Here is a 20796-nt window from a genome sequence, read left to right as displayed (position 1 = left end):
GGGGGAGCAGCAGCAGATGACGGATGCCACGACGGGGCCGACGACGGATGCCGCGGGGGAGGCCGCCCCGATGCGCGAGGTCGTGCAGCGCGGCCTCTGGTTCGAGGAGTTCGAGGAGGGCGTGCGCTACCTGCACCGCCCGGGCCGCACGGTCACCGAGGCCGACAACGTGCTCTTCACGACGCTCACGATGAACCCGCAGCCGCTGCACCTCGATGCGGCGTTCGCGGCGACGCAGCCGTTCGGCCGCATCCTCGTGAACTCGCTGTTCACCCTGTCGACCCTCGTGGGCCAGTCGGTCGGCCAGCTCACGCAGGGGACGCTCGTCGCGAACCTGGGATTCGGCGAGGTCGCGTTCCCGAACCCGGTCTTCGTGGGGGACACGCTGTACGGCGAGAGCGTGGTGGCCTCCAAGCGCCGCTCGTCCTCGCGGCCGGGCGAGGGCATCGTGGTCCTCGAGCACACGGCCCGCAACGAGGCGGGGGTCGTCGTCGCGACGGCCTCCCGCAGCATGCTCGTGCTCACGCGCGAGGCGGGGGAACGCGCCGCGGCGGAGCGGGCGGCCGAACCGGGAGCGAGCGGATGACGCATCCGACGTTCCGCTTCGGTCCTGCGCTCCTCTTCTGCCCGGCCGACCGGCCCGACCGGTTCGCCAAGGCCGTCGAACGTGCCGACGCCGTGATCCTCGACCTCGAGGACGCCGTCGCGCCCGAGGCGAAGGCCGACGCACGGCGTGCCGTCGCGGCATCCGCGTCCGGACCCGGCGCGCTCGACCCCGGGCGTGTGATCGTGCGGGTCAACCCCGCATCGTCTCCCGAGTTCGCGGCCGACGTCGCCATGCTCGGCGAGACGGCGTACCGCACCGTCATGCTCGCGAAGTGCGAGGGCACCGCCGACCTGATCGACCTCGTCGGCCTGGAGGTCATCGCGCTCTGCGAGACGGCGCGGGGCGTGCTCGCCGCGCCGGCGATCGCCGCGATCCCCGACGTCATGGCGCTGATGTGGGGCGCCGAAGACCTCGTCGCCTCGCTCGGCGGGTCCTCCAGCCGCGACGACGACGGCGTCTACCGCGGCGTCGCCGGGTATGCACGGGCGCACGTGCAGCTCGCCGCGGCAGCCCACGGCGTCGCCGCGATCGACGCGGTGCACCTCGACCTCGGCGACCTCGCCGGCCTGTCCGCCGAGGCGCGCGACGCCGCGGCGCTCGGGTTCGCCGCCACCGCGTGCATCCACCCGTCGCAGGTCGACGAGGTGCGGGCCGCGTACCGGCCGACGGCCGAGCAGGTCGATTGGGCGCACGCCGTGCTCGCCGAGGCGACCGGGGGGCCGGGGGTGTTCGCGTTCCGCGGTCGCATGATCGACGCGCCGCTGCTCCGGCAGGCGGAGGCGATCGCGCGGCGCGCCGACGCGAACGGCTGACGGACCCACGGCGACGCGCTCGGCGCACGGGCGGAAGGTCGCGGCATCCGGACCCATCCGATCGCGCCTCCGCACCGAATCACCTTCGAAACCGGCCGATCAGCCCTCATTCGGGGGTCGCGGCGAAACGATTGGGTAACAGTTCATTCGGAATTCCCGTGGCGGCATCAATCCGACGTCGGCGGCATCGTATGGTCGATTCAATCCTGGGGAGGAGGACGGACGTGGCACGACGACACATGGCGGGCGTTCGCGAAGCCGGCGACACGAGGGTGGCTCTCGCCGAACGCGAGCCCGAACGCGGTGCGAACAACGCATTCCCGAGCGCGGATGCTTCGGGCATCGCGGATCGCGCGGCGCGCACGACGCCCGCGCACCTCGCCGAGACCATCCCGTCGAACACGTTCTCCGGCCCCATCCTCGTGCCCTTCCGCGCCCGACTCGGCGACACCGACATGCTCGTGCACCCGCTCGCGCTCGGCTCGAGCACCTTCGGGTGGACCCTCGGGGACGATGACGCCTTCGCCGTGCTCGACCGCTTCGCCGGCACGGGCGGCGACCTCGTCGACACCGCCGACAGCTACGCCTCGGGCCGCAGTGAGTCGATCATCGGCTCCTGGATGGCCTCTCGCAAGACGCGCGACCGCATGCACGTGATGACCAAGGTCGGCCGCTCGGTCGAGCACCCCGGTCTCTCGCCCGAGGCGATCGTCGCCGCCGTGGACGGCAGCCTGCAACGGTTGGGCACCGATCGCATCGACGTGCTCTTCCTCCACGGCGAAGACCCCGAGGTGCCGCTCGAAGAATCGCTCGGCGCGATCGGCGCCCTCGTGGCGGCGGGCAAGGTGCGCGCGATCGGCGCGAGCGACTTCAGTCCCGAGCGGCTCATCGAGGCGCGCGTGCTCGCCGCGAACGGCCTCCCGCGGTTCCAGGCGCTCACGACCCGGTACAGCCTCATGGAACGGAGCGGGTTCGAGGGCGCCACCGAACTCGTCGCGCACGCGCAGGGGCTCGCGGTGCTGCCCTACTTCCCGCTCGCCAACGGCTTCCTCGGCGGCGGCATCCGACGCCGCGCCGACGTGCGCCACGACGCGAGAGGCGAACGCGCGGCCGCGCACCTCGGGCGCCGCGGCACGAAGGTGCTCGCCGTGCTCGACGGCATCGCCCGCGCCCACCAGGTCGCGCCGGCGACGGTGGCCCTGGCGTGGCTGCTCGCGAAGCCGTCCGTGATCGCCCCCGTCGCGAGCGCCTCGACGCCCGAACAGCTCGACGCGCTCATCGCGTCGGCCTCGCTCGAGCTGCATCGTTCCGAGCTCGTGGAGCTCGACCGGGCCTCGCACTGACGCCGAGCTCGCACTGACGCCGAGCTCGCACTGACGCCGAGCCTCGCAGTGACGCGGGACGGCCGGTCGTTCGCGCCGACCTCGCCGGTCGGTTCCCGCCACGCGCCGCCCCATCGCCGCGGCCCTTGGCATAGGGTGGTCAGGATGAACGGTGCCGTCGAACTTCCCCTCGGCGCTGCCGAACTCTCCTTCACCGCCGCCGGTGAGGCCAGGGTGCGACGCAGCATCCTTCCGTCCGGCGTGCGGGTGCTCACCGAGCAGGTGCCGGGCAGCCGGAGCGCGACCGTCGGGTTCTGGGTCGCGGTCGGCTCCCGCGACGAGGCCGCGGCCGACGCGACCCGCCCGTCCACCTTCGGGTCGACGCACTTCCTCGAGCACCTGCTCTTCAAGGGCACCCCGACGCGCACGGCCCTCGACATCGCGATCTCCTTCGACGCCGTCGGCGGCGAGCACAACGCGCTCACCGCGAAGGAGTACACCTGCTACTACGCCAAGGTGCAGGATCGCGACCTGCCCATGGCCGTCGAGGTGCTCGCCGACATGTTCACCTCGTCGCTGCTCGACCCGGTCGAGTTCGACAACGAGCGCGGCGTCATCCTCGAGGAGCTCTCGATGGCCGGCGACGACCCCGGCGACGTCGCGAACGAGCGCTTCTTCGAGGCGATCCTCGGCGAGCATCCGCTCGGGCGGCCCATCGGTGGCAGCGCCGACACCATCAACCAGGCCACCCGCGAAGCCGTGCACGAGCACTACGTCGCGAACTATCGGCCGAACGACCTCGTCGTCACGGCCGCGGGCGCGCTCGACCACGACGAGCTCGTCGCGGGGCTCGAGCGCGCGCTCGCCGCGGGCGGGTGGAACCCGGCGCTCGAGGCCGCCCCGGTCGAGCGCCGCGCGAACGCGCCCGCACCGCTGGCCCCCACCCGGGAACTCACGGTCGTGCAGCGGCCGATCGAGCAGGTCAACCTGCTGCTCGGCGTTCCGGGCCTCGTCGCGACCGATGCCCGCCGGTCCACCATGAGCGTGCTGAACACCGTGTTCGGGTCGGGCATGTCGTCGCGCCTCTTCCAAGAGGTGCGCGAGCGCCGAGGGCTCGCGTACGCGGTCTACTCGTTCTCGCCCTCCTACTCCGACGCCGGCCTCTTCGGCATGTACGCGGGGTGCGCGCCCTCGAAGGCCCCGACGGTCGCCGAGCTCATGCGGTCCGAGCTCGACCGCGTCGCGCGCGACGGCGTCACCGAAGACGAGCTCCGACGCGCGAGCGGCCAGCTCGCCGGGGCATCCGCCCTCGCGCTCGAAGACTCCGACACCCGCATGTCGCGACTCGGACGGGCCGAGCTCACCCTCGGCGAGTTCGTCGACCTCGACGAGGCGCTGCGGCGCATCGCCCGGGTGAGCGCCGACGACGTCCGTGCGCTCGCCGCAGACCTCGCGTCCCGCCCGTTCTCGCTCGTCGCCGTCGGCGCGAGCGAGGAATCCGACTTCGAGGGGCTCGTCAACGGCCCGCCCCGATCCGACGCGGCCTGACCGCCGCCGCCCAGACCGCTCCGACCTCTCGAGGGATGCACACCGTGCCACATCATCTGTACCTCGTCCGCCACGGCGAACAGCTCGATGCCGAGCACGGCATGGGCGACGGCCCGCTGTCCCCGCGTGGCAGGCGGCAGGCCGAGCTGCTCGGCGAACGCCTCGGCGGCATCCCGTTCGACAACGCTTGGCATTCCCCCCTGCAACGCGCCACCGAGACGGCCGAGATCATCGCGGCGAAGATGCCGTCGCTCTCGCCCGAGCCCTCGGCGCTGCTCTTCGACTGCGTGCCGTCGGGGCCCGCGCCCGCGACGCCGAAGGCGTACGACGCCTTCTTCGGATCGGTGACCGAGGCCGAGATCGAGGCCGGCACCGCGCAGATGGAGGACGCCGCGGCGGAGTTCCTCCGCTCGCATCGCGACGACCGTCACGACCTGCTCATCACGCACAACTTCGTCATCGGATGGTTCGTGCGCGAGGTGCTCGGCGCGCCCGACTGGCGCTGGCTGTCGATCAATCAGGCCAACTGCGGCCTCACGGTGCTGACGCAGAAGTCGGGTCGTCCGTGGAACCTCGTCGTGCACAACGACCTCGGGCATCTGCCGTTCGAACTGCGCACCGGGCTTCCCGAGCCCTACGCGGTCTGAGTCGCTCCTCACGCGAGCGGATGCCGCGGCGCGGCGCCGTGCACGGAGGTCGGCGCGCCCGGATGTCAGCCCGTCAGCCGCTTCGCGAACCAGGTCGTCGCGTTCGGGTTGTCGTTGTAGGGGGCGATCTCGACGAACCCGCTCGAGCGGTAGAGGCCGCCCGCGGCCGCGAGGCTGGCGTTCGTGTCGAGGACGAGCTCTTCGGCGCCGAACCCGCGCGCGCGGCGTTCGAGCTCGTCGAGCAGCGCCCGACCCGTGCCGCGCCCGCGGGCGGCATCCGTCAGCCACAGGTGCTTGACCTCGAAGCGGACGAGCCCGGTCTCGGGGTCCGCGGAGATGCGGCGGATGCCGCCGCACCCGATCGGCGGCGCCTCGCCCTCGCCCTCCGCCTCTGCCTCCGACTCTGCCTCTGCCTCGACGATGAGGAACACGCCGTCGGGCGGGGTGAAGGCGGCATCGACCGGGAACGTCGGGCGGTACTCGCCCTGCTCGGCCGGGAACCCGGCCGCGCGTTCGGCGAAGTACGCCGTGAGCATGCCGTGCGCCTCGGCGCCCGAGACCTGTGCCGTCCTGAACCGCATGGCATCCAGCCTAAACGCGGCTTGCTAGGGTGAATCCCGTGACGATACGGGTCGCCGTGGCCGGGGCCACCGGCAAGATGGGCAGGCTGGCACTCGACCTCATCGAGGCATCCGACGATCTCGAGCTGCACGCGGCGCTCTCGTCGAAGTCGGAGCTCGACGAGATGCTGGGCGCCGACGTCGCCCTCGACGTCTCCCACCCCGCCGCCAGCGCCGGCATCGTCGAGTTCTCCGCGGGCGCCGGCATCCCCATCGTCGTGGGCACCTCCGGCTGGTCCTCCGAGCGCATCGCCGACATCGAGCGCTTCGTCCGCGACCACGAAGAGGCGGGCGCCGTGCTCTTCATCCCGAACTTCTCGATCGGCAGCGTGCTCGGCACCGCCTTCGCCGCACTGGCCGCACCCTGGTTCGACTCCATCGAGATCGTCGAGGCCCACCACGCCGGCAAGGTCGACTCGCCGTCGGGCACCGCCGTCCGCACCGCGGAGCTCGTCGGCGAGGCGCGCGCCGGCAAGGGGCCGGTGGCGGCCCCGCACGCCGACCAGCGCGCTCGAGGGCAGCTCGTCTCCGGCATCCCGGTGCACAGCCTGCGCATGAGCGGCCTGCTCGCCGAGCAGCGCGTCGTGCTCGGCGGCGACGGCGAGACCCTCACGATCGCCCACTCCACGCTCTCCCCGAGCTCGTACGAGGCCGGCATCCTGCTCGCGCTGCGCCACGCCCCCGAGGCCGTCGGCGTCACCGTCGGGCTCGGCACGCTCATCGGGCTCGACCTCCCGACCGCCGGCGGCGGCGAGTGATCGCACGCGCGGCGGCGCACCGCCCGGCCTCCGGAGCGAGGGCAGCCCGACGCGCCCCGGTCATGGCGGCGTGCCGCCGAGGCATCCGATGAGCGCGAAGATCGGCGCGCTCGCCATGGCGGTGCTCCTCGTCATCTACGTGGCGCTCGTCGGCTGGCGGGCCGTCCAGTTCCTCGGCACCGGGCAGCCCATCGCGATCGGCATCGGCATCGCGTTGCTCGTCATGCCGGTCATCGCGGTCTGGGCCATCTGGCGCGAACTCGCGTTCGGCATCCGCTCGCAGGCGCTCGTCAAACGGCTCGAGGCCGAGGGCGGCACCGATCTCGGCATCGAGACCCGCGAGAGCGGGCGCGCCGACCGCGCCTCGGCCGATGCGGAGTTCGCGCGGTTCCGTGCCGAGGCCGAGGCCGAACCCGACTCCTGGCGGGCATGGCTCCGTCTCGGCATGGCCTACGACGCCGCCGGCGATCGCCGGCGCGCGCGGTCGGCCGTGCGTCGCGCTATCGAACTGGAACGGGCCGGCTGAGCATCGCGTCGACGGCCGACTCGACGCTCGTGTGGGCGAACGCGAACCCGTCGTCGACGAGGCGCTGCGAGGTCACCTTCTGGCTCGCGAGCAGCAGCTCCTCGGCCGCCTGGCCCAACGCGAGCTCGAGCACCCGCTCGGGCACCGCGAGCGCGTACGGACGATGCATCCGCTCGGCCATCGCGCGCATGACCCGGTCGGCGGTCGCCGGCGTCGGGCCGACGAGGTTCACCGGCCCTGTGAGCTCGGAGTCGAGCAGGTGCACGATCGCGCCGACCTCGTCGTCGAGGGCCACCCACGGCCAGTGCTGGCCGCCGGTTCCGAGGCGGGCGGAGACGCCCAGCTTCGTGAGCGTGCCGACGCGTCGCATCGCCCCGCCGTCGCCGATCACGAGGCCCGTGCGGAACTCGACCGTGCGCGTCTCGGACGGCGCCAGCCGCGCCGCGTGCTCCCACTTCTGCACCACCTCGGCGAGGAACCCGGAGCCGACGGGCGACGACTCGGCGAGCAGTTCGCCCGGCCGGTCGCCGTAGAAGCCCACGGCCGACCCGCTGAGGAACACCGCCGGGGGAGTGCGCGCCTTGCGCATGGCGTCGGCCAGCGTGCGGGTCGCGCTCACGCGGGACTCGAGGATCTCGGTCCGGTACCCCTTCGTCCACGGCAGATGCGCGAGCGAGGCGCCCGAGAGGTTCACGACCGCGTCGACGCGGTCCATGACGGTGAAGTCGATGATGCCCGCCGCCGGCGACCAGGCGACCTCGTCGTCCGACTGCGCCCGCCGCCGGACGAGCTTCGTCACCTCGTGCCCGTCGCCCGTCAGGCGATCGACGAGGGCGGTGCCGATGAATCCGGATGCCCCGGCGATGAGCACCCGCACGTCAGGCGAGTTCGGCTTCGATCGTGATCGGGATGCCGGCGAGTGCCTGCGAGATCGGGCAGTTCGCCTTCGCGTCCTCGGCGAACGTCTCGAACTCCTCCTCGGAGAGCCCGGGGACCCTGGCGCTCACGAGCAGGTGGCTGCCGAGCACGCCGCGCCCCGCCTCGAACGTGATGGCGGCCGTGGTCTGGATCGACTCGGGCGCGTGCCCGGCCCCGGTGAGCGCGTGCGCCAGCGCCATCGAGTAGCACGCCGAATGCGACGCTCCGAGGAGCTCCTCGGGGTTGGTCGTGCCGGCCTCGCCCTCGGAACGCGCCTTCCAGTTCACGGGGAACTCGGCGACGCCCGACGAGTCCAGCTTGGTCGTGCCCGAGCCGCCCGCGAGGGTGCCGGTCCAGACGGTGGTCGATTCACTCGTGACGGCCATGGGTCCTCCTCGTCGAGCCGGATTTCCAGCCTAGCCGCGACGGCGGCCGGCTGACAGGCCCGCCGCGGGATCCGCGCGGGAACCGGGAATCGCCGCGTCGCGGCATCCGCCCGATGTCCGGGGCCGGGGTTAGCATCGAACCGATGTCCGAGACGATTGCGACCCCATACGAAGACCTGCTGCGCGACGTGCTCGAGCACGGCACGCGCAAGACCGACCGCACCGGCACGGGCACGACGAGCGTGTTCGGTCGCCAGCTGCGGTTCGACCTGTCCGAGGGGTTCCCGCTCATCACGACCAAGCGCGTGCACTTCAAGTCGATCGCCTACGAGCTGCTGTGGTTCCTCCGGGGCTCGTCGAACGTCGGTTGGCTGCGCGAGCACGGCGTCACCATCTGGGACGAATGGGCCGACGCCGACGGCGAGCTCGGCCCGGTGTACGGCGTGCAGTGGCGCTCGTGGCCCACCCCGTCGGGCGAGGTCGTCGACCAGATCAGCGACGTGATCGAGCAGATCCGCACGACGCCCGATTCGCGTCGCCTCATCGTCTCGGCCTGGAACCCGGCCGACATCCCCGACATGGCGCTCGCCCCGTGCCACGCGCTCTTCCAGTTCTACGTCGCCGACGGCCGGCTCAGCTGCCAGCTCTACCAGCGCAGCGCCGATCTCTTCCTCGGCGTGCCGTTCAACATCGCCTCCTACGCGCTGCTCACCCACATGATCGCCGCGCAGACCGGGCTCGAGGTCGGCGACTTCGTGTGGACGGGCGGCGACTGCCACATCTACGACAACCACGTCGAGCAGGTGCGCACCCAGCTCGAGCGCGAGCCCTTCCCGGCTCCGACGCTGCGGCTCGCGCGCACACCCGACTCGGTCTTCGACTACGAGTACGAGGACTTCGTCGTCGAGGACTACCGGCATCACCCCGCCATCCGCGGCGCCGTCGCCGTATGAACGGACCCGCATCATGAGCCGGGCGGATGCCGCGGGCGAGCCCGATCCCGTTCCCGCTCCGGGTGCGACCGGCGACGGCGACGCGGGCAGCACCGCCGGCGAGGCATCCCGTCCGAGGATCGGGCTCATCTGGGCCCAGGCCGAGGGCGGCGTGATCGGCCGCGACGGCGGCATGCCCTGGCATGTGCCCGAGGACCTCGCGCACTTCAAGCAGGTCACGCTCGGCGCACCCGTCGTGATGGGCCGCAAGACGTGGGACTCGCTGAACCCGCGCTTCCGTCCGCTGCCGGGTCGCCGCAACATCGTCGTCACCCGGCAGCCCGAGTGGTCGGCCGACGGCGCCGAGGTCGCGGCATCCGTCGACGCGGCGCTCGCGCTCGCCGGCGATGTCGAGCGCGTGTGGGTCATCGGCGGGTCCGAGCTGTTCCGCGCGACGCTCGACCTCGCCGATCGGCTCGAGGTCACCGAGCTGCGCCACCCCGACGGCTTCGCGTCGCGGCCGGGCGACGTGCTCGCGCCGAACGTCGGGCCCGGGTTCGAGGCCGTGCGCGGACCCGAGCAGGCGTCGGCCGGCGGCATCCGCTACCGCTTCGTGGCGTACACCCGCTCCTGAGCGGCGAACCGCAACGCGGCCGTCGGTGAGGGCTGCGTATCCGGCCGACACGCGCACGGGCCGCATCGTGGCGCGGCGTGTCGCCTGAATCCCAGCCCAGGCTGACCGTCGACTCCTCCTCCACGCCGACCGCTCCCCAAAACCCGTGCCCGAACGGGCCCCGATTCCCGGACCGGACCGCCCCGTTCCGGCACCCTCGTGGCATGCCACCTTCGCCGATGCGCGCCGCCGAGCACTGCCGGACCCTGGGCGGGGTCGCCACCACCGCCGAACTGCTGGCCGCGGGGGAGACCGCGAGGAGCCTCAGGGCCGCGGTCGTCGCGGGAACGCTGCTCCGGTCGAGGGAGGGCGTGTTCGTGGTGGCGGACGCACCCGACGGGGTCGCCGCCGCGTCGGCGCACCGCGGTGTGCTCGACTGCGTCTCGGCTGCACGGCTGCACGGCCTCTGGACGCTCGACGAGGGTGCGGCCGAACCGGTCCACGTCCGGATCCCGTCCTCCCGGAATGCGCGTGTGGGGGACCGCCGAGCCGTGTGCGTCGCGAACGACGACGGGGAATCCGGATGCCGCTGCGTCTCGCACCGCCACCGCATGATCGAGCCGGCCGGGCGGATGTCGGTGGGCGTGGTCGACGCGCTCGCGGCCATCCGTTCATGCAAGGGCGACGAGGCGTTCGTCGCCGCACTCGAGTCGGCGCTCCGGCAGCGGATGCTCGGCCCGCACGATCGCGAGCGGTTGCGGGCGTCGCTCCCGGCGAATGCGCGGCGGCTGGTCGACTTCGCCCGGGCCGATGCGGAGCGCGCCTCGAATCCGTGGTGCGGTTCCGTCTGCGCAGGCTCGGCATCGGCGTGCGCTGCCAGGTGACGATCGGCGGCGTGGGCCGGGTCGACTTCGTCATCGGCGACTGCCTGATCCTCGAGGCCGACGGCGGCACGCACGACGGCGACGGACGTCACCGAGACCGGGTGCGCGATGCGACGGCGATGGCGCTCGGCTTCGTGACGCTCCGGTTCGACACCGCCCAGATCCTGCACGATTGGCCGCTCGTGGAGGCGGCGGTGCTCGCGGCGCTCGACCGCGGCCTGCACCTGAGCGTGTGACGCCGTCGACATCTGGTTGGTGAGGGCTGGCCCCGCGGCCGACACGCCGATTGTGCCGGGCACCCGGTCGGCGAGCCGCGCCCGCGGCCAGCCGACACCGACACAGACACCGACAGGCATCGGGAGCACGACGACGCCCCTGCCCTCGTGCGACCGTGCCCCGCGACATCCGCCCGACCCGATAGCCTGTAAGGCGTGACTCAGGAAAACCCCTTCGGACAGGTACTCGTCGCGCTCGTCACCCCGTTCACGGCTGACGGCGAAGTCGACTGGCCCGGGGTCGAGAAGCACATCGACCACCTGATCGAGGGCGGTGCCGACGGCATCGTCGTCACGGGCACCACGGGCGAGACGTCGACCCTGACCGACCCCGAGAAGATCCGCCTCGTCGAGGTCGGCAAAGAGGTGGCCGCGGGGCGCGCGAAGATCATCACGGGCGGCGGTTCGAACGAGACCGCGCACGCCATCGAGCTCTACAAGCACTCCGAGCAGGCGGGCGCCGACGGCATCATGATCGTCACGCCGTACTACAACAAGCCGACGCAGGCGGGCATCCTCACCCACTTCCGCATGGTCGCCGACGCGACCGACCTGCCGGTCATCCTCTACGACATCCCGGGCCGCACGGGCGTGCCGATCAAGTACGAGACGATCCTGCGGCTCGCGAAGCATCCGAACATCCTCGCCGTCAAAGACGCGAAGGGCGACTTCTCCGAGGTCAGCCGGGTGCTCAACCAGACCGACCTCATGTACTTCTCGGGCGACGACGCGAACGCGCTGCCGCACCTGTCGATCGGGGCGACGGGGCTCATCGGCGTCACCGCGAACATCGCGCCGGCGCCGTACCGCACCATCGTCGACGCCGTGAACCGCGGCGACCTGGCCGCGGCGACGGCCGCCCACCAGCAGCTCGAGCCGCTCGTGCGCGCCGTCATGACGCACGTGCCGGGCACGGTCGCGGCCAAGTACATCCTGCACGGCCTCGGCCGCATCTCGAGCCCGCGCGTGCGTCTGCCGCTCGTCGGTCCCGAAGAGTGGGAGGCGGCGCTCATCGAAGACGAGATCGATCACGTGCGGGGCATCCCGGGCGTCGACTTCCGCAACTTCCGGCCCGACCGCAACGCGGCCGCCGGCGGTGCGCTGCCGAAGGTCGCAGGCACCACCAGATAAGACGAGCGGATGCCGCGGCGCGCCGCCGTGCGCGCAGGCATCCGCCCCGAGACATCCGCCGGTCACAGGGCCGGCACCGAACTGAACACCGAACCGAAGGAGGGCCCATGCCCGACGCCATCATCGATCCTGCCCCGCTGACCCCCGGAACCCTTCGCATCATCCCGATCGGCGGCCTCGGCGAGGTCGGCCGCAACATGACGAGCTACGAGATCGACGGCAAGATCCTCATCGTCGACTGCGGCGTGCTCTTCCCCGAGGAGCACCAGCCGGGCGTCGACCTGATCCTGCCCGACTTCGGGTTCCTGCGCGATCGCGTCGACGACATCGTCGGCGTCGTGCTCACCCACGGCCACGAGGACCACATCGGCGGCGTGCCGTACCTGCTGCGCATGCGCGCCGACATCCCGCTGATCGGGTCGCAGCTGACGCTCGCGCTGGTCGAGGCGAAGCTCAAGGAGCACCGCATCCAGCCGTACAGCCTCACGGTGCGAGAGGGCCAAGACGAGCAGATCGGCCCGTTCGACCTCGAATTCGTCGCGGTCAACCACTCGATCCCCGATGCGCTGGCCGTCGCGATCCACACCGATGCGGGCACGGTGCTCGCGACGGGCGACTTCAAGATGGACCAGCTGCCGCTCGACGGCCGCCTGACCGACCTGCGCGAGTTCGCCCGCCTCGGCGAGGAGGGCGTCGACCTGTTCATGGTCGATTCGACCAATGCGGATGTCCCGGGCTTCACGCCGCTCGAGCGCGCGATCGGCCCCGTGCTCGACGAGGTCATCGCCCGCGCCCCGCGTCGGGTGATCGTGGCGAGCTTCTCGAGCCACGTGCACCGCGTGCAGCAGGTGCTCGACGCGGCGCACCAGAACGGGCGGCGGGTGGCCCTGCTCGGGCGCAGCATGGTGCGCAACATGACCATCGCCGCCGATCTCGGCTACCTCAAGGTGCCCGAGGGCGTGCTCGTCGACTACAAGAAGGCGGGCGACATCCCCGACGACGAGATCGTCTACATGTCGACGGGTTCGCAGGGCGAGCCGATGGCGGTGCTCAGCCGCATGGCGAACCGCGACCACCAGATCGAGGTGGGCGAGGGCGACACCGTGATCCTCGCGTCGAGCCTGATCCCGGGCAACGAGAACGCCGTGTACCGCGTGATCGACGGGCTCACGAAGCTCGGCGCGAACGTCGTGCACAAGGGCAACGCGAAGGTGCACGTCTCGGGCCACGCGGCCGCGGGCGAGCTCCTCTACTGCTACAACATCCTCAAGCCGCGCAACGTGCTGCCGATCCACGGCGAGTACCGTCACCTGTTCGCGAACGCGAAGCTCGCGCACGACACGGGCATCCCCGAGGCGAACACGTTCATCGGCGAGAACGGCACGGTCTACGACCTGCTCGACGGCGACATGAAGGTCGCGGGCCAACTCGATCTCGGGTTCGTCTACGTCGACGGCTCCACGGTGGGCGAGATCACCGACGCCGACCTCAAGGACCGCCGCATCCTGGGTGAAGAGGGCTTCATCTCGATCATCATCGTGGTGGATGCCGCGACCGGGCGCATCATCGTCGGTCCCGAGATCCACGCCCGCGGGTTCGCCGAAGACGACTCGGTCTTCGAGGACGTGAAGCCGAAGATCTCGGCGGCGTTGCTCGAGGCCGCGCAGAACGGCACCCGCGACGCGCACACGCTCCAGCAGATCGTGCGCCGCACGGTCGGAACGTGGGTGAGCCGTCGCCTGCGCCGGCGTCCGATGCTCGTGCCGCTCGTCATCGAGGCGTAACACCGGCGGCGTCGGCGGCAGCGGCGTCGGCGGCAGCGGCGAAACACCGCCGAAACCGTCGTGGCGTATCCTCCGGCCATGGCGGACTTCACGATCCGCCCGGCCGGTGTCGGCGATGGGTCCTTCCTCGCCGACATGGTGGTCGAGGCGGCGAACTGGCACGGCACCTCGACGCGTCCGAGGCCGGCGGTGCTGAGCGATCCCGTGTACCGCAACTACATCGCGGGGTGGCCGCGCCCGGCCGATCGCGGATTCGTCGCCGACGACCCGCAGCAGCGGCCGGTGGGAGCGGCCTGGTATCGCCTGCTCGCGGCCGACGTGCCGGCGCACGGGTTCGTGGCGGCGGGCGTGCCGGAGCTCATCATCGGCGTGACGCCGGTCTGGCGTGCGCAGGGCGTCGGCCGCGCGCTCCTCCAGGCGCTGACGGATGCCGCGCACGCGGCGGGATTCTCGCGGATCGCGCTGAGCGTGGAGCACGGCAACCATGCCGAGAGCCTGTATCGCAGCGAGGGGTTCGCCGTGGTCGCGTCGCGCGGCGGACGAGACACCATGGTCCGCCGCCTGGGGTAGGCCCCCGCCCGCCGACGATCGCGGACACTCGCGGGGATCAGCGGCCCGCTGTCGGCCGTCGGCCCTAACGTAGTGGGTATGGCTACGAGCACCAGGTCGAACGGGCGCGCCCCGAGCGCATCCGCGCGCGGTGGTTCGAAGACGTCGACGTCGAAGACGGCGGCGTCCAGGACGACGCCGACGAAGAAGCTGCCGGCCGCCACGACGCGGGGCGCTTCGACGAAGTCGAGCCCCGCGGCATCCGATCGTCCGAACGTGCTCGTCCGCATGTGGATGGGCATGGCCCACGTCACGGGCGGCGCCGCCCGCGCCCTCGGGCCCGAGTCGCTCTCGAAAGAGGAGCGTCGCGACGGATTGCCGTTCTTCCTCGTGCTCCTCGCGATCGCGGGCGCCGTGGTCGAGTGGTTCTTCATCAACGAGCCGTTCGCCCAGAACCTCGACTCCTGGACCTTCGGGCTGCTCGTCGGTCGCGTCGCGTTCGCGCTGCCCGTCATCATGGTGCTCTTCGCGGTGTGGCTGTTCCGCCACCCGAGTTCGGTGCACGACAACACGCGCATCGGCATCGGCCTGGCCATCCTGCTCCTGACCGTGTCGGGCCTCTGCCATCTCTTCGGCGGTCGTCCGGCGCCCAGCGAAGGCATGCCGGTGCTCGCGCGCGCGGGCGGCATCCTCGGGTGGATGCTCGCCGAGCCCCTCGCGCTGCTCATCACCCCGGTCGGAGCCACGGCGGTCGTCATCGTGCTGCTGCTGCTGTCGCTGCTCATCATCACGAAGACCCCGCCGAACCGCATCCCGGCACGGTTCCGCGAACTGTACGCCTGGCTGTTCGGCGAGCCCGAGCACGTCGACGCGTCCGATACCCCGGCGAAGGCCGAGAAGCCCAAGCACGGTCGCAAGTCGGTGCCGGTCGAACTCGACGGCATCGACGCGCTCGAGGCGTCGGGCGACGACGAGGCGCCCGGCAAGGGCGGCATGCTGCCGTGGTGGCGGCGCAACGATTCCAACCGCGAGGTCGATCCCGAGTTCGCGGCGCCCGGCGCAGACGGCATCACGGCCGTGTTCGGCGCTGGGTCGGCCGAAGGCAGTTTCGAGTCGCCCATCGAGGGCGTCGGCGGGGCGGCGGGGTACGGCGCCGAGGTGGTCGGCGACCTCGAGCGGGCCGAGTCGGCCCTGCAGCGGTTCACGGGCGACGTGCAGCACGGCGGCACCGGGCTCCGCGGCGACGACGCGGGTGCGACCGGCGCGTTCGACGTCTTCGACGACGCGGCCGCGGCAGACCTCGCGGCGGGCGGCGCGGCCGGAGCGCCGCTCCCCGGTGCGGGCCTTCCCGCAGAACCCGAGCCCGACCGGCCCTACAATCTGCCCGCGTCGTCCACGCTCGCGGCCGGAGCGCCCGCGAAGTCGCGTTCGGCGGCGAACGACGAGGTCGTGCGCCAGATCACGGGCGTGCTCGACCAGTTCGGCGTCGACGCGAAGGTCACCGGGTTCTCGCGCGGCCCCACCGTCACGCAGTACGAGATCGAGCTCGGGCCGGGCGTCAAGGTCGAGCGCGTCATCGCCCTGTCGAAGAACCTCGCGTACGCCGTCGCGTCCAACGAGGTGCGCATCCTCTCGCCGATCCCCGGCAAGAGCGCGATCGGCGTCGAGATCCCGAACGCCGACCGCGAGATCGTGACGCTCGGCGACATCCTCCGCTCCACGGCCGCCGTGAACGCGAAGCATCCGATGACGATCGGCGTCGGCAAAGACGTGGGCGGCGGGCACGTCGTCGCCAACCTCGCGAAGATGCCCCACCTGCTCGTCGCCGGCTCGACCGGTTCCGGCAAGTCGAGCTTCGTGAACTCGATGATCACCTCGTTGCTCATGCGCGCCAAGCCGGCCGACGTGCGCATGGTGCTCATCGACCCCAAGCGCGTCGAGCTCGCGCCCTACGCGGGCGTCCCGCACCTGATCACGCCCATCATCACGAACCCCAAGAAGGCGGCCGAGGCGCTGCAGTGGGTCGTGAAAGAGATGGACATGCGCTACGACGACCTGGCGTCGTTCGGGTTCCGGCACATCGACGACTTCAACAAGGCCGTCGTGAACGACGAGATCGTGCTCCCCGCCGGCAGTGAGCGCCAGCTGAAGCCGTACCCCTACCTCCTGGTCGTCGTCGACGAGCTCGCCGACCTCATGATGGTCGCCCCCCGCGACGTCGAGGATTCGATCGTCCGCATCACGCAGTTGGCCCGTGCGTCGGGCATCCATCTCGTGCTCGCCACGCAGCGGCCGTCGGTCGACGTCGTGACGGGGCTCATCAAGGCGAACGTGCCCTCGCGTCTGGCCTTCGCGGTCACGAGCGTCACCGACTCCAGGGTCATCCTCGACCAGCCCGGCGCCGACAAGCTCATCGGGCAGGGCGACGGACTGTTCCTCCCGATGGGCGCCTCCAAGCCGGTGCGCGTGCAGGGCGCATGGGTGAGCGAGACCGAGATCGAGAAGGTCGTCAAGCACGTCACTCGGCAGGCTCGGCCCGAGTATCGGCAGGATGTCGCGGCGTCGGTCGAGAAGAAGGAGATCGACGCCGACATCGGCGACGACCTCGAACTGCTGCTCGCGGCGGCCGAGCTCGTCGTGTCGACCCAGTTCGGTTCGACGTCGATGCTGCAGCGGAAGCTCCGGGTCGGCTTCGCCAAGGCGGGCCGCCTGATGGACCTGCTCGAGTCCCGCGAGATCGTCGGCCCGTCCGAGGGCTCCAAGGCGCGCGACGTGCTCGTCACCGCCGAACAGCTCCCCGGCGTGCTCGCGCGGCTGCGCGGCGAGCCGGGCGCACCGGCCGCAACCGCACCGGCGCCGCAGCCGGCGCAGGCGGTCCAGGGCGCAGCGCCGGTCGGCGCGACCTCGTCGCAGCCGACGTCGCCGGCCGACGGCTACGGCGCGCCCGACGACCGCTATGACGACGACCCGGTCGCGAGGGCCACGCAGGGCCTGCCCGAGGTCGAGGGCGACGACGATGAAGACGCGTGGGGCCTCACCGGCCGCGATTGAGCCCGGTCGGTGCGTGACGGCCGGTTCTCCCGCTCCGTTGCCGCGCGCGGGCTGATGTCGCGCCCGGGCCGCGTCGGGCCGGTATCCTTTCGAGCATGACCTCCTCCGCCGCAAGCCCAGGGCGATCGGCGAACTGGAACCTCCCGAACGCGATCACGATCGTCCGCATCCTGCTCGCTCCGGTCTTCTTCTGGATGCTGCTCGCCGACGACGGCGCCGACGGATGGCTCCGCTGGGCCGCCGCGGCCCTCTTCATCATCGCCATCGCGACCGACGGCATCGACGGCCACATCGCCCGCTCGCGGGGCCTCGTCACCGATCTCGGCAAGCTCCTCGACCCGATCGCCGACAAGCTGCTCACGAGCGGCGCGCTCGTGTGCCTGTCGATCCTCGGCGAGCTGCCGTGGTGGGTGACCGCGCTCATCGTCGTGCGCGAGGTCGGCATCACGGTCTGGCGGTTCGTCGAGCTGCGACGCGGCAACGTCGTGCCCGCCTCCTCGGGCGGCAAGCTGAAGACCCTCGTCCAGGCCGTCGCGATCTCGTTCGCCCTCGTTCCGCTCTGGACCGTGTTCGGCGAGTGGGTGCACTGGGTGAACCTCGTGCTCATGACCGCGGCCGTCGTGCTGACGCTCTGGTCGGGTCTGCTCTACGTGCGTGACGCGGTGCGGTTGGCCCGCAGCGACCGGCCCGCGTCCTGAGCATGGTCGAGCGGATGCCGCGGCCCGACGAGGTGGATCCGGACGCCACCCGGCTGGTCGCCGAGTTGGCGCGGCGGGGCCTGCGCATCGCGGTCGCCGAGTCGTTGACGGGCGGCCTCGTCGCGGCTCGGATCGCGGATGTCCCCGGCGCCTCCGCCGTGCTCAACGGGGGAGTCGTGGCCTACGACTCGGCCGTGAAGCGTTCGTTGCTCGGCGTCTCGGCCGCGCTCCTCGAACAGGAGGGCGCGGTGCATCCCGAGGTGGCGCGCCAGATGGCCGTCGGGGTGCGGCGTGCGCTCGCGATCGACGGGCGGCCCGCCGACCTCGGCGTCGCGACCACCGGCGTCGCCGGACCGGATCCGCAGGACGGCAAGCCGCCGGGCACGGTCTTCGTGGCCGTCGCCGCGGGCGACCGGGTGGAGGCGATCGAGCTCGGCCTGCACGGCGATCGCGCCGGCATCCGGCGGGCGACGGTGGCCGCGGCCCTGTCGGCCGTGCTCGAGCGACTCTGACCATCGACCCGCATCGGTCGATCGACCGGCTGCGCCGCGGCATCCGACCGCACTTCGGATCGGTCTCGCGAACCGCGGAATACCGATCGTGAAGACCCTGTTACATCTGCCAGGTTCACACGAAAGCCCCAGTGTGCGACGCTAGATTGGAAGCACCGAGTTTCAGGTAGACTGACGCTCCCGTTTCCGGCTCCGGCGGAGTCGCAGGCAGTACGAAGGAGGTTCCCGATGGTTCTGGTTCGACAGGAGATCGGCGATGTTCTGAGGGACTTCCGACTGCAGAAGGGTCGTACCCTTCGTCAGGTCGCGTCCAAGGCGAGCGTCGCGCTCGGCTATCTGAGCGAGGTGGAGCGCGGTCAGAAAGAGGCCTCCTCCGAGATCCTCGCATCGGTCGCAGAAGCGCTCGACACGCCCATCTCGGTGATCATGCACGAGGTCGGCGATCGGCTCGCCGTGCTCGAGAGCCTCTCGGTCGTGCCCGACAGCCTGCCCGACGAGCTCGTCGCCGAGTTCGACGCGGGCATGATGGTGCGCTGAGCTCCCACACGTCTCACGATCAACGATCGGCCGGTCCTTCGACCGGCCGATCGTTCGTCTCCCGCCCGTCTCGTCCACAGGAGTCCCAGTGAAGTTGAGCGAGTTCCGGTTCGCCGTCGATCACGAGTTCGGCGCGGGGTACGGCGCCGTGGTGGTCGCCGACCTGGCGCTGGCGGGCGTCGGCGGGCGCACGGCGCGCGAGGCGCTCGCGGCCGGGGTGCCGGCGCGCACGGTGTGGTTCGCCCTCTGCGATGCGGCGGATGTGCCGGAGGAGCGCCGGCACGGCGTCGGCAGACCGACGCCGGGGGCGTCGGGCGCGCACGGCACGCGCTGAGGCGACGATCTCCGATCGAACGTGCGCCGAAGGCATGTTCGACACGCGGGGCGGCGATCGAACATCTGTTCGGTCGATCCGATACGCTCCTCAACAGCAGGAGCTTCGACGCGACTCTCCACATCTCGACGGTTCGCCCGACGGATGTCGGTGGTCGGCCATACGGTTCTGACGTCGGAACACACCGCAACCGCCTTGTCGCCGCACGGCGCGGGTCACGACCCACCCGAGCAACGACAGCCTAGAGGCAGCCGCATCGCCCACGAAGGAGCCAATCATGCCATCAGCAGTAGACCGCGAGAAAGCACTCGAGACCGCACTCGCCCAGATCGACCGCCAGTTCGGCAAGGGCTCGGTGATGCGCCTCGGCAGCGAAGACCGTGCCCCCGTCGAGGTGATCCCCACGGGTTCGATCGCGCTCGACGTCGCGCTCGGCGTCGGCGGCCTGCCCCGCGGCCGCATCATCGAGATCTACGGTCCCGAGTCCTCGGGCAAGACCACGCTCACGCTCCACGCGATCGCCAACGCCCAGCGCGCGGGCGGCATCGCCGCGTTCGTCGACGCCGAGCACGCGCTCGACCCCGAATACGCCAAGAAGCTCGGCGTCGACATCGACGCGCTGCTGGTGTCGCAGCCCGACACGGGCGAGCAGGCGCTCGAGATCGCCGACATGCTCGTGCGGTCGGGGTCGATCGACCTCATCGTGATCGACTCCGTCGCGGCACTCGTGCCGCGTGCCGAGATCGAGGGCGAGATGGGCGACTCGCACGTCGGCCTGCAGGCGCGCCTCATGTCGCAGGCGCTTCGCAAGCTCACGGGCGGGCTCAACCAGACCAACACCACGATGATCTTCATCAACCAGCTGCGTGAGAAGATCGGCGTCTTCTTCGGCAGCCCCGAGACGACGGCGGGCGGCAAGGCGCTCAAGTTCTACGCCTCGGTCCGGCTCGACATCCGTCGTATCGAGACGCTGAAGGACGGCACCGACGCGGTCGGCAACCGCACGCGCGTCAAGGTCGTCAAGAACAAGATGGCGCCGCCGTTCAAGCAGGCCGAGTTCGACATCCTGTACGGCGTCGGCATCTCGCGAGAGGGCAGTCTCATCGACTACGGCGTCGATCAGGGCATCGTCAAGAAGTCGGGCGCGTGGTACACCTACGACGGCGATCAGCTGGGCCAGGGCAAAGAGAACGCCCGCAACTTCCTGTTGTCCAACCCCGACATCGCGGCCGACATCGAGACGAAGATCCTCGTCAAGCTCGGCATCGGTGCTGCCGGCGCGGCCGGTGCCGCCGCGGCGCCCGTCAACGTCGAGCCGATCGCGCCGAAGCTCGGGCGCAAGGGCGCCTGAG

General features: G+C 71.4%; 22 protein-coding genes and 1 pseudogene. 20 read left to right on the top strand and 3 right to left on the bottom strand.

The annotated features are described in order from the left end of the window. The first annotated feature begins 16 nt into the window (after window positions 1–16). The 5 genes from GQQ92_RS12420 to GQQ92_RS12400 all read left to right on the top strand — a co-directional run bounded on the left by GQQ92_RS12420 (window position 17) and on the right by GQQ92_RS12400 (window position 4936). A complete protein-coding gene (locus tag GQQ92_RS12420) occupies window positions 17–586 on the top strand; it encodes a MaoC family dehydratase (protein ID WP_197738241.1) in 570 nt (189 codons plus the stop codon). Next, window positions 583–1419 carry an HpcH/HpaI aldolase/citrate lyase family protein gene (locus tag GQQ92_RS12415; RefSeq protein WP_156999619.1) on the top strand — a complete coding sequence of 279 codons (837 nt, stop codon included), beginning with the start codon at window positions 583–585 and terminating at the stop codon, window positions 1417–1419. Before GQQ92_RS12420 ends, GQQ92_RS12415 begins: the two co-directional genes overlap by 4 nt. Window positions 1420–1643: 224 nt before the next feature. After that, window positions 1644–2762 carry an aldo/keto reductase gene (locus tag GQQ92_RS12410; RefSeq protein ID WP_232057673.1) on the top strand — a complete coding sequence of 373 codons (1119 nt, stop codon included), beginning with the start codon at window positions 1644–1646 and terminating at the stop codon, window positions 2760–2762. A gap of 144 nt (window positions 2763–2906) precedes the next feature. After that, complete coding sequence (locus GQQ92_RS12405; protein WP_156999618.1) at window positions 2907–4289, top strand: M16 family metallopeptidase; 1383 nt, start codon at window positions 2907–2909, stop codon at window positions 4287–4289. A gap of 44 nt (window positions 4290–4333) precedes the next feature. Beyond that, window positions 4334–4936, top strand: a complete 603-nt coding sequence (locus GQQ92_RS12400) for a histidine phosphatase family protein (protein WP_156999617.1) — start codon at window positions 4334–4336, stop codon at window positions 4934–4936. 65 nt (window positions 4937–5001) lie between these two features. Here GQQ92_RS12400 and GQQ92_RS12395 read toward each other — a convergent pair whose 3' ends face one another. After that, window positions 5002–5517, bottom strand: coding sequence for a GNAT family N-acetyltransferase (locus tag GQQ92_RS12395; protein WP_156999616.1), 516 nt, complete (start codon window positions 5515–5517; stop codon window positions 5002–5004). Between the two features lie 38 nt (window positions 5518–5555). Between GQQ92_RS12395 and dapB the strand changes: the two are divergent. Next, window positions 5556–6366: pseudogene (gene dapB, locus GQQ92_RS12390) on the top strand (4-hydroxy-tetrahydrodipicolinate reductase); the annotation flags it as partial. Window positions 6367–6402: 36 nt separating this feature from the next. Continuing rightward, window positions 6403–6840 (top strand): hypothetical protein, encoded by a 438-nt coding sequence (locus GQQ92_RS12385; RefSeq protein ID WP_156999614.1) that lies wholly within the window; start codon window positions 6403–6405, stop codon window positions 6838–6840. Here the strand turns inward: GQQ92_RS12385 and GQQ92_RS12380 are convergent. Together GQQ92_RS12380 and GQQ92_RS12375 are read right to left on the bottom strand one after the other, a co-directional pair. Then, window positions 6815–7717, bottom strand: a complete 903-nt coding sequence (locus tag GQQ92_RS12380) for a TIGR01777 family oxidoreductase (protein ID WP_156999613.1) — start codon at window positions 7715–7717, stop codon at window positions 6815–6817. The genes GQQ92_RS12385 and GQQ92_RS12380 overlap by 26 nt on opposite strands. 1 nt (window position 7718) lies before the next feature. Beyond that, window positions 7719–8144: an OsmC family peroxiredoxin gene (locus GQQ92_RS12375; RefSeq protein ID WP_156999612.1), complete on the bottom strand. Its 426-nt coding sequence runs from the start codon at window positions 8142–8144 to the stop codon at window positions 7719–7721. Between the two features lie 143 nt (window positions 8145–8287). On the opposite strand from GQQ92_RS12375, the gene GQQ92_RS12370 reads away from it, so the two are divergent. The 13 genes from GQQ92_RS12370 (at window position 8288) to recA (ending at window position 20795) form a co-directional block, all read left to right on the top strand. Continuing rightward, window positions 8288–9097 (top strand): thymidylate synthase, encoded by an 810-nt coding sequence (locus GQQ92_RS12370; RefSeq protein WP_156999611.1) that lies wholly within the window; start codon window positions 8288–8290, stop codon window positions 9095–9097. A 13-nt stretch (window positions 9098–9110) separates the two neighbouring features. Then, the gene (locus tag GQQ92_RS12365; RefSeq protein WP_156999610.1) at window positions 9111–9710 is read left to right on the top strand and encodes a dihydrofolate reductase; all 600 of its coding nucleotides are present in this window, start codon (window positions 9111–9113) and stop codon (window positions 9708–9710) included. A 203-nt stretch (window positions 9711–9913) separates the two neighbouring features. Next, window positions 9914–10573: a hypothetical protein gene (locus GQQ92_RS16600; protein WP_197738240.1), complete on the top strand. Its 660-nt coding sequence runs from the start codon at window positions 9914–9916 to the stop codon at window positions 10571–10573. Next, window positions 10525–10809 carry an endonuclease domain-containing protein gene (locus GQQ92_RS16595; RefSeq protein ID WP_197738239.1) on the top strand — a complete coding sequence of 95 codons (285 nt, stop codon included), beginning with the start codon at window positions 10525–10527 and terminating at the stop codon, window positions 10807–10809. Before GQQ92_RS16600 ends, GQQ92_RS16595 begins: the two co-directional genes overlap by 49 nt. Window positions 10810–11004: 195 nt before the next feature. Beyond that, window positions 11005–11979: a 4-hydroxy-tetrahydrodipicolinate synthase gene (dapA, locus tag GQQ92_RS12355; protein ID WP_156999608.1), complete on the top strand. Its 975-nt coding sequence runs from the start codon at window positions 11005–11007 to the stop codon at window positions 11977–11979. Between the two features lie 107 nt (window positions 11980–12086). Then, on the top strand, window positions 12087–13763 hold the full coding sequence (locus GQQ92_RS12350; RefSeq protein WP_156999607.1) for a ribonuclease J: 1677 nt from the start codon (window positions 12087–12089) through the stop codon (window positions 13761–13763). 78 nt (window positions 13764–13841) lie between these two features. Beyond that, window positions 13842–14333, top strand: a complete 492-nt coding sequence (locus tag GQQ92_RS12345; protein WP_156999606.1) for a GNAT family N-acetyltransferase — start codon at window positions 13842–13844, stop codon at window positions 14331–14333. A 78-nt stretch (window positions 14334–14411) separates the two neighbouring features. Next, window positions 14412–17363, top strand: coding sequence for an FtsK/SpoIIIE family DNA translocase (locus tag GQQ92_RS12340; RefSeq protein ID WP_156999605.1), 2952 nt, complete (start codon window positions 14412–14414; stop codon window positions 17361–17363). A gap of 95 nt (window positions 17364–17458) precedes the next feature. Continuing rightward, window positions 17459–18061, top strand: a complete 603-nt coding sequence (gene pgsA, locus GQQ92_RS12335) for a CDP-diacylglycerol--glycerol-3-phosphate 3-phosphatidyltransferase (protein ID WP_156999604.1) — start codon at window positions 17459–17461, stop codon at window positions 18059–18061. 2 nt (window positions 18062–18063) lie between these two features. Next, on the top strand, window positions 18064–18573 hold the full coding sequence (locus GQQ92_RS12330; RefSeq protein ID WP_232057672.1) for a CinA family protein: 510 nt from the start codon (window positions 18064–18066) through the stop codon (window positions 18571–18573). A gap of 228 nt (window positions 18574–18801) precedes the next feature. Then, entirely contained in the window at window positions 18802–19110 is a 309-nt protein-coding gene (locus GQQ92_RS12325) for a helix-turn-helix domain-containing protein (protein ID WP_156999602.1), read from the top strand. 88 nt (window positions 19111–19198) lie between these two features. Continuing rightward, on the top strand, window positions 19199–19444 hold the full coding sequence (locus GQQ92_RS12320; RefSeq protein ID WP_156999601.1) for a DUF3046 domain-containing protein: 246 nt from the start codon (window positions 19199–19201) through the stop codon (window positions 19442–19444). Window positions 19445–19721: 277 nt separating this feature from the next. Next, on the top strand, window positions 19722–20795 hold the full coding sequence (gene recA / locus GQQ92_RS12315; RefSeq protein ID WP_156999600.1) for a recombinase RecA: 1074 nt from the start codon (window positions 19722–19724) through the stop codon (window positions 20793–20795). Window position 20796: the final 1 nt, after the last annotated feature.

This window comes from Agromyces terreus (genome assembly GCF_009749465.1).
Lineage (GTDB): Bacteria > Actinomycetota > Actinomycetes > Actinomycetales > Microbacteriaceae > Agromyces > Agromyces terreus.
The sequence above is the reverse complement of the archived record's forward strand: the minus strand, read 5'-3'. Positions and strand labels throughout refer to the sequence as shown.

Excerpts from the sequence above, each read along its gene's own strand:
- pgsA (WP_156999604.1), top strand. The coding sequence starts at position 17,459 with ATGACCTCCTCCGCCGCAAGCCCAGGGCGATCGGCGAACTGGAACCTC.
- GQQ92_RS12365 (WP_156999610.1), top strand. The coding sequence starts at position 9,111 with ATGAGCCGGGCGGATGCCGCGGGCGAGCCCGATCCCGTTCCCGCTCCG.
- GQQ92_RS12420 (WP_197738241.1), top strand. The coding sequence starts at position 17 with ATGACGGATGCCACGACGGGGCCGACGACGGATGCCGCGGGGGAGGCC.
- GQQ92_RS12375 (WP_156999612.1), bottom strand. The coding sequence starts at position 8,144 with ATGGCCGTCACGAGTGAATCGACCACCGTCTGGACCGGCACCCTCGCG.
- GQQ92_RS12340 (WP_156999605.1), top strand. The coding sequence starts at position 14,412 with ATGGCTACGAGCACCAGGTCGAACGGGCGCGCCCCGAGCGCATCCGCG.
- GQQ92_RS12330 (WP_232057672.1), top strand. The coding sequence starts at position 18,064 with ATGGTCGAGCGGATGCCGCGGCCCGACGAGGTGGATCCGGACGCCACC.
- GQQ92_RS12405 (WP_156999618.1), top strand. The coding sequence starts at position 2,907 with ATGAACGGTGCCGTCGAACTTCCCCTCGGCGCTGCCGAACTCTCCTTC.
- recA (WP_156999600.1), top strand. The coding sequence starts at position 19,722 with ATGCCATCAGCAGTAGACCGCGAGAAAGCACTCGAGACCGCACTCGCC.
- GQQ92_RS12370 (WP_156999611.1), top strand. The coding sequence starts at position 8,288 with ATGTCCGAGACGATTGCGACCCCATACGAAGACCTGCTGCGCGACGTG.
- GQQ92_RS12350 (WP_156999607.1), top strand. The coding sequence starts at position 12,087 with ATGCCCGACGCCATCATCGATCCTGCCCCGCTGACCCCCGGAACCCTT.
- GQQ92_RS12325 (WP_156999602.1), top strand. The coding sequence starts at position 18,802 with ATGGTTCTGGTTCGACAGGAGATCGGCGATGTTCTGAGGGACTTCCGA.
- GQQ92_RS12385 (WP_156999614.1), top strand. The coding sequence starts at position 6,403 with ATGAGCGCGAAGATCGGCGCGCTCGCCATGGCGGTGCTCCTCGTCATC.
- GQQ92_RS16600 (WP_197738240.1), top strand. The coding sequence starts at position 9,914 with ATGCCACCTTCGCCGATGCGCGCCGCCGAGCACTGCCGGACCCTGGGC.
- GQQ92_RS12345 (WP_156999606.1), top strand. The coding sequence starts at position 13,842 with ATGGCGGACTTCACGATCCGCCCGGCCGGTGTCGGCGATGGGTCCTTC.
- GQQ92_RS12415 (WP_156999619.1), top strand. The coding sequence starts at position 583 with ATGACGCATCCGACGTTCCGCTTCGGTCCTGCGCTCCTCTTCTGCCCG.
- GQQ92_RS12395 (WP_156999616.1), bottom strand. The coding sequence starts at position 5,517 with ATGCGGTTCAGGACGGCACAGGTCTCGGGCGCCGAGGCGCACGGCATG.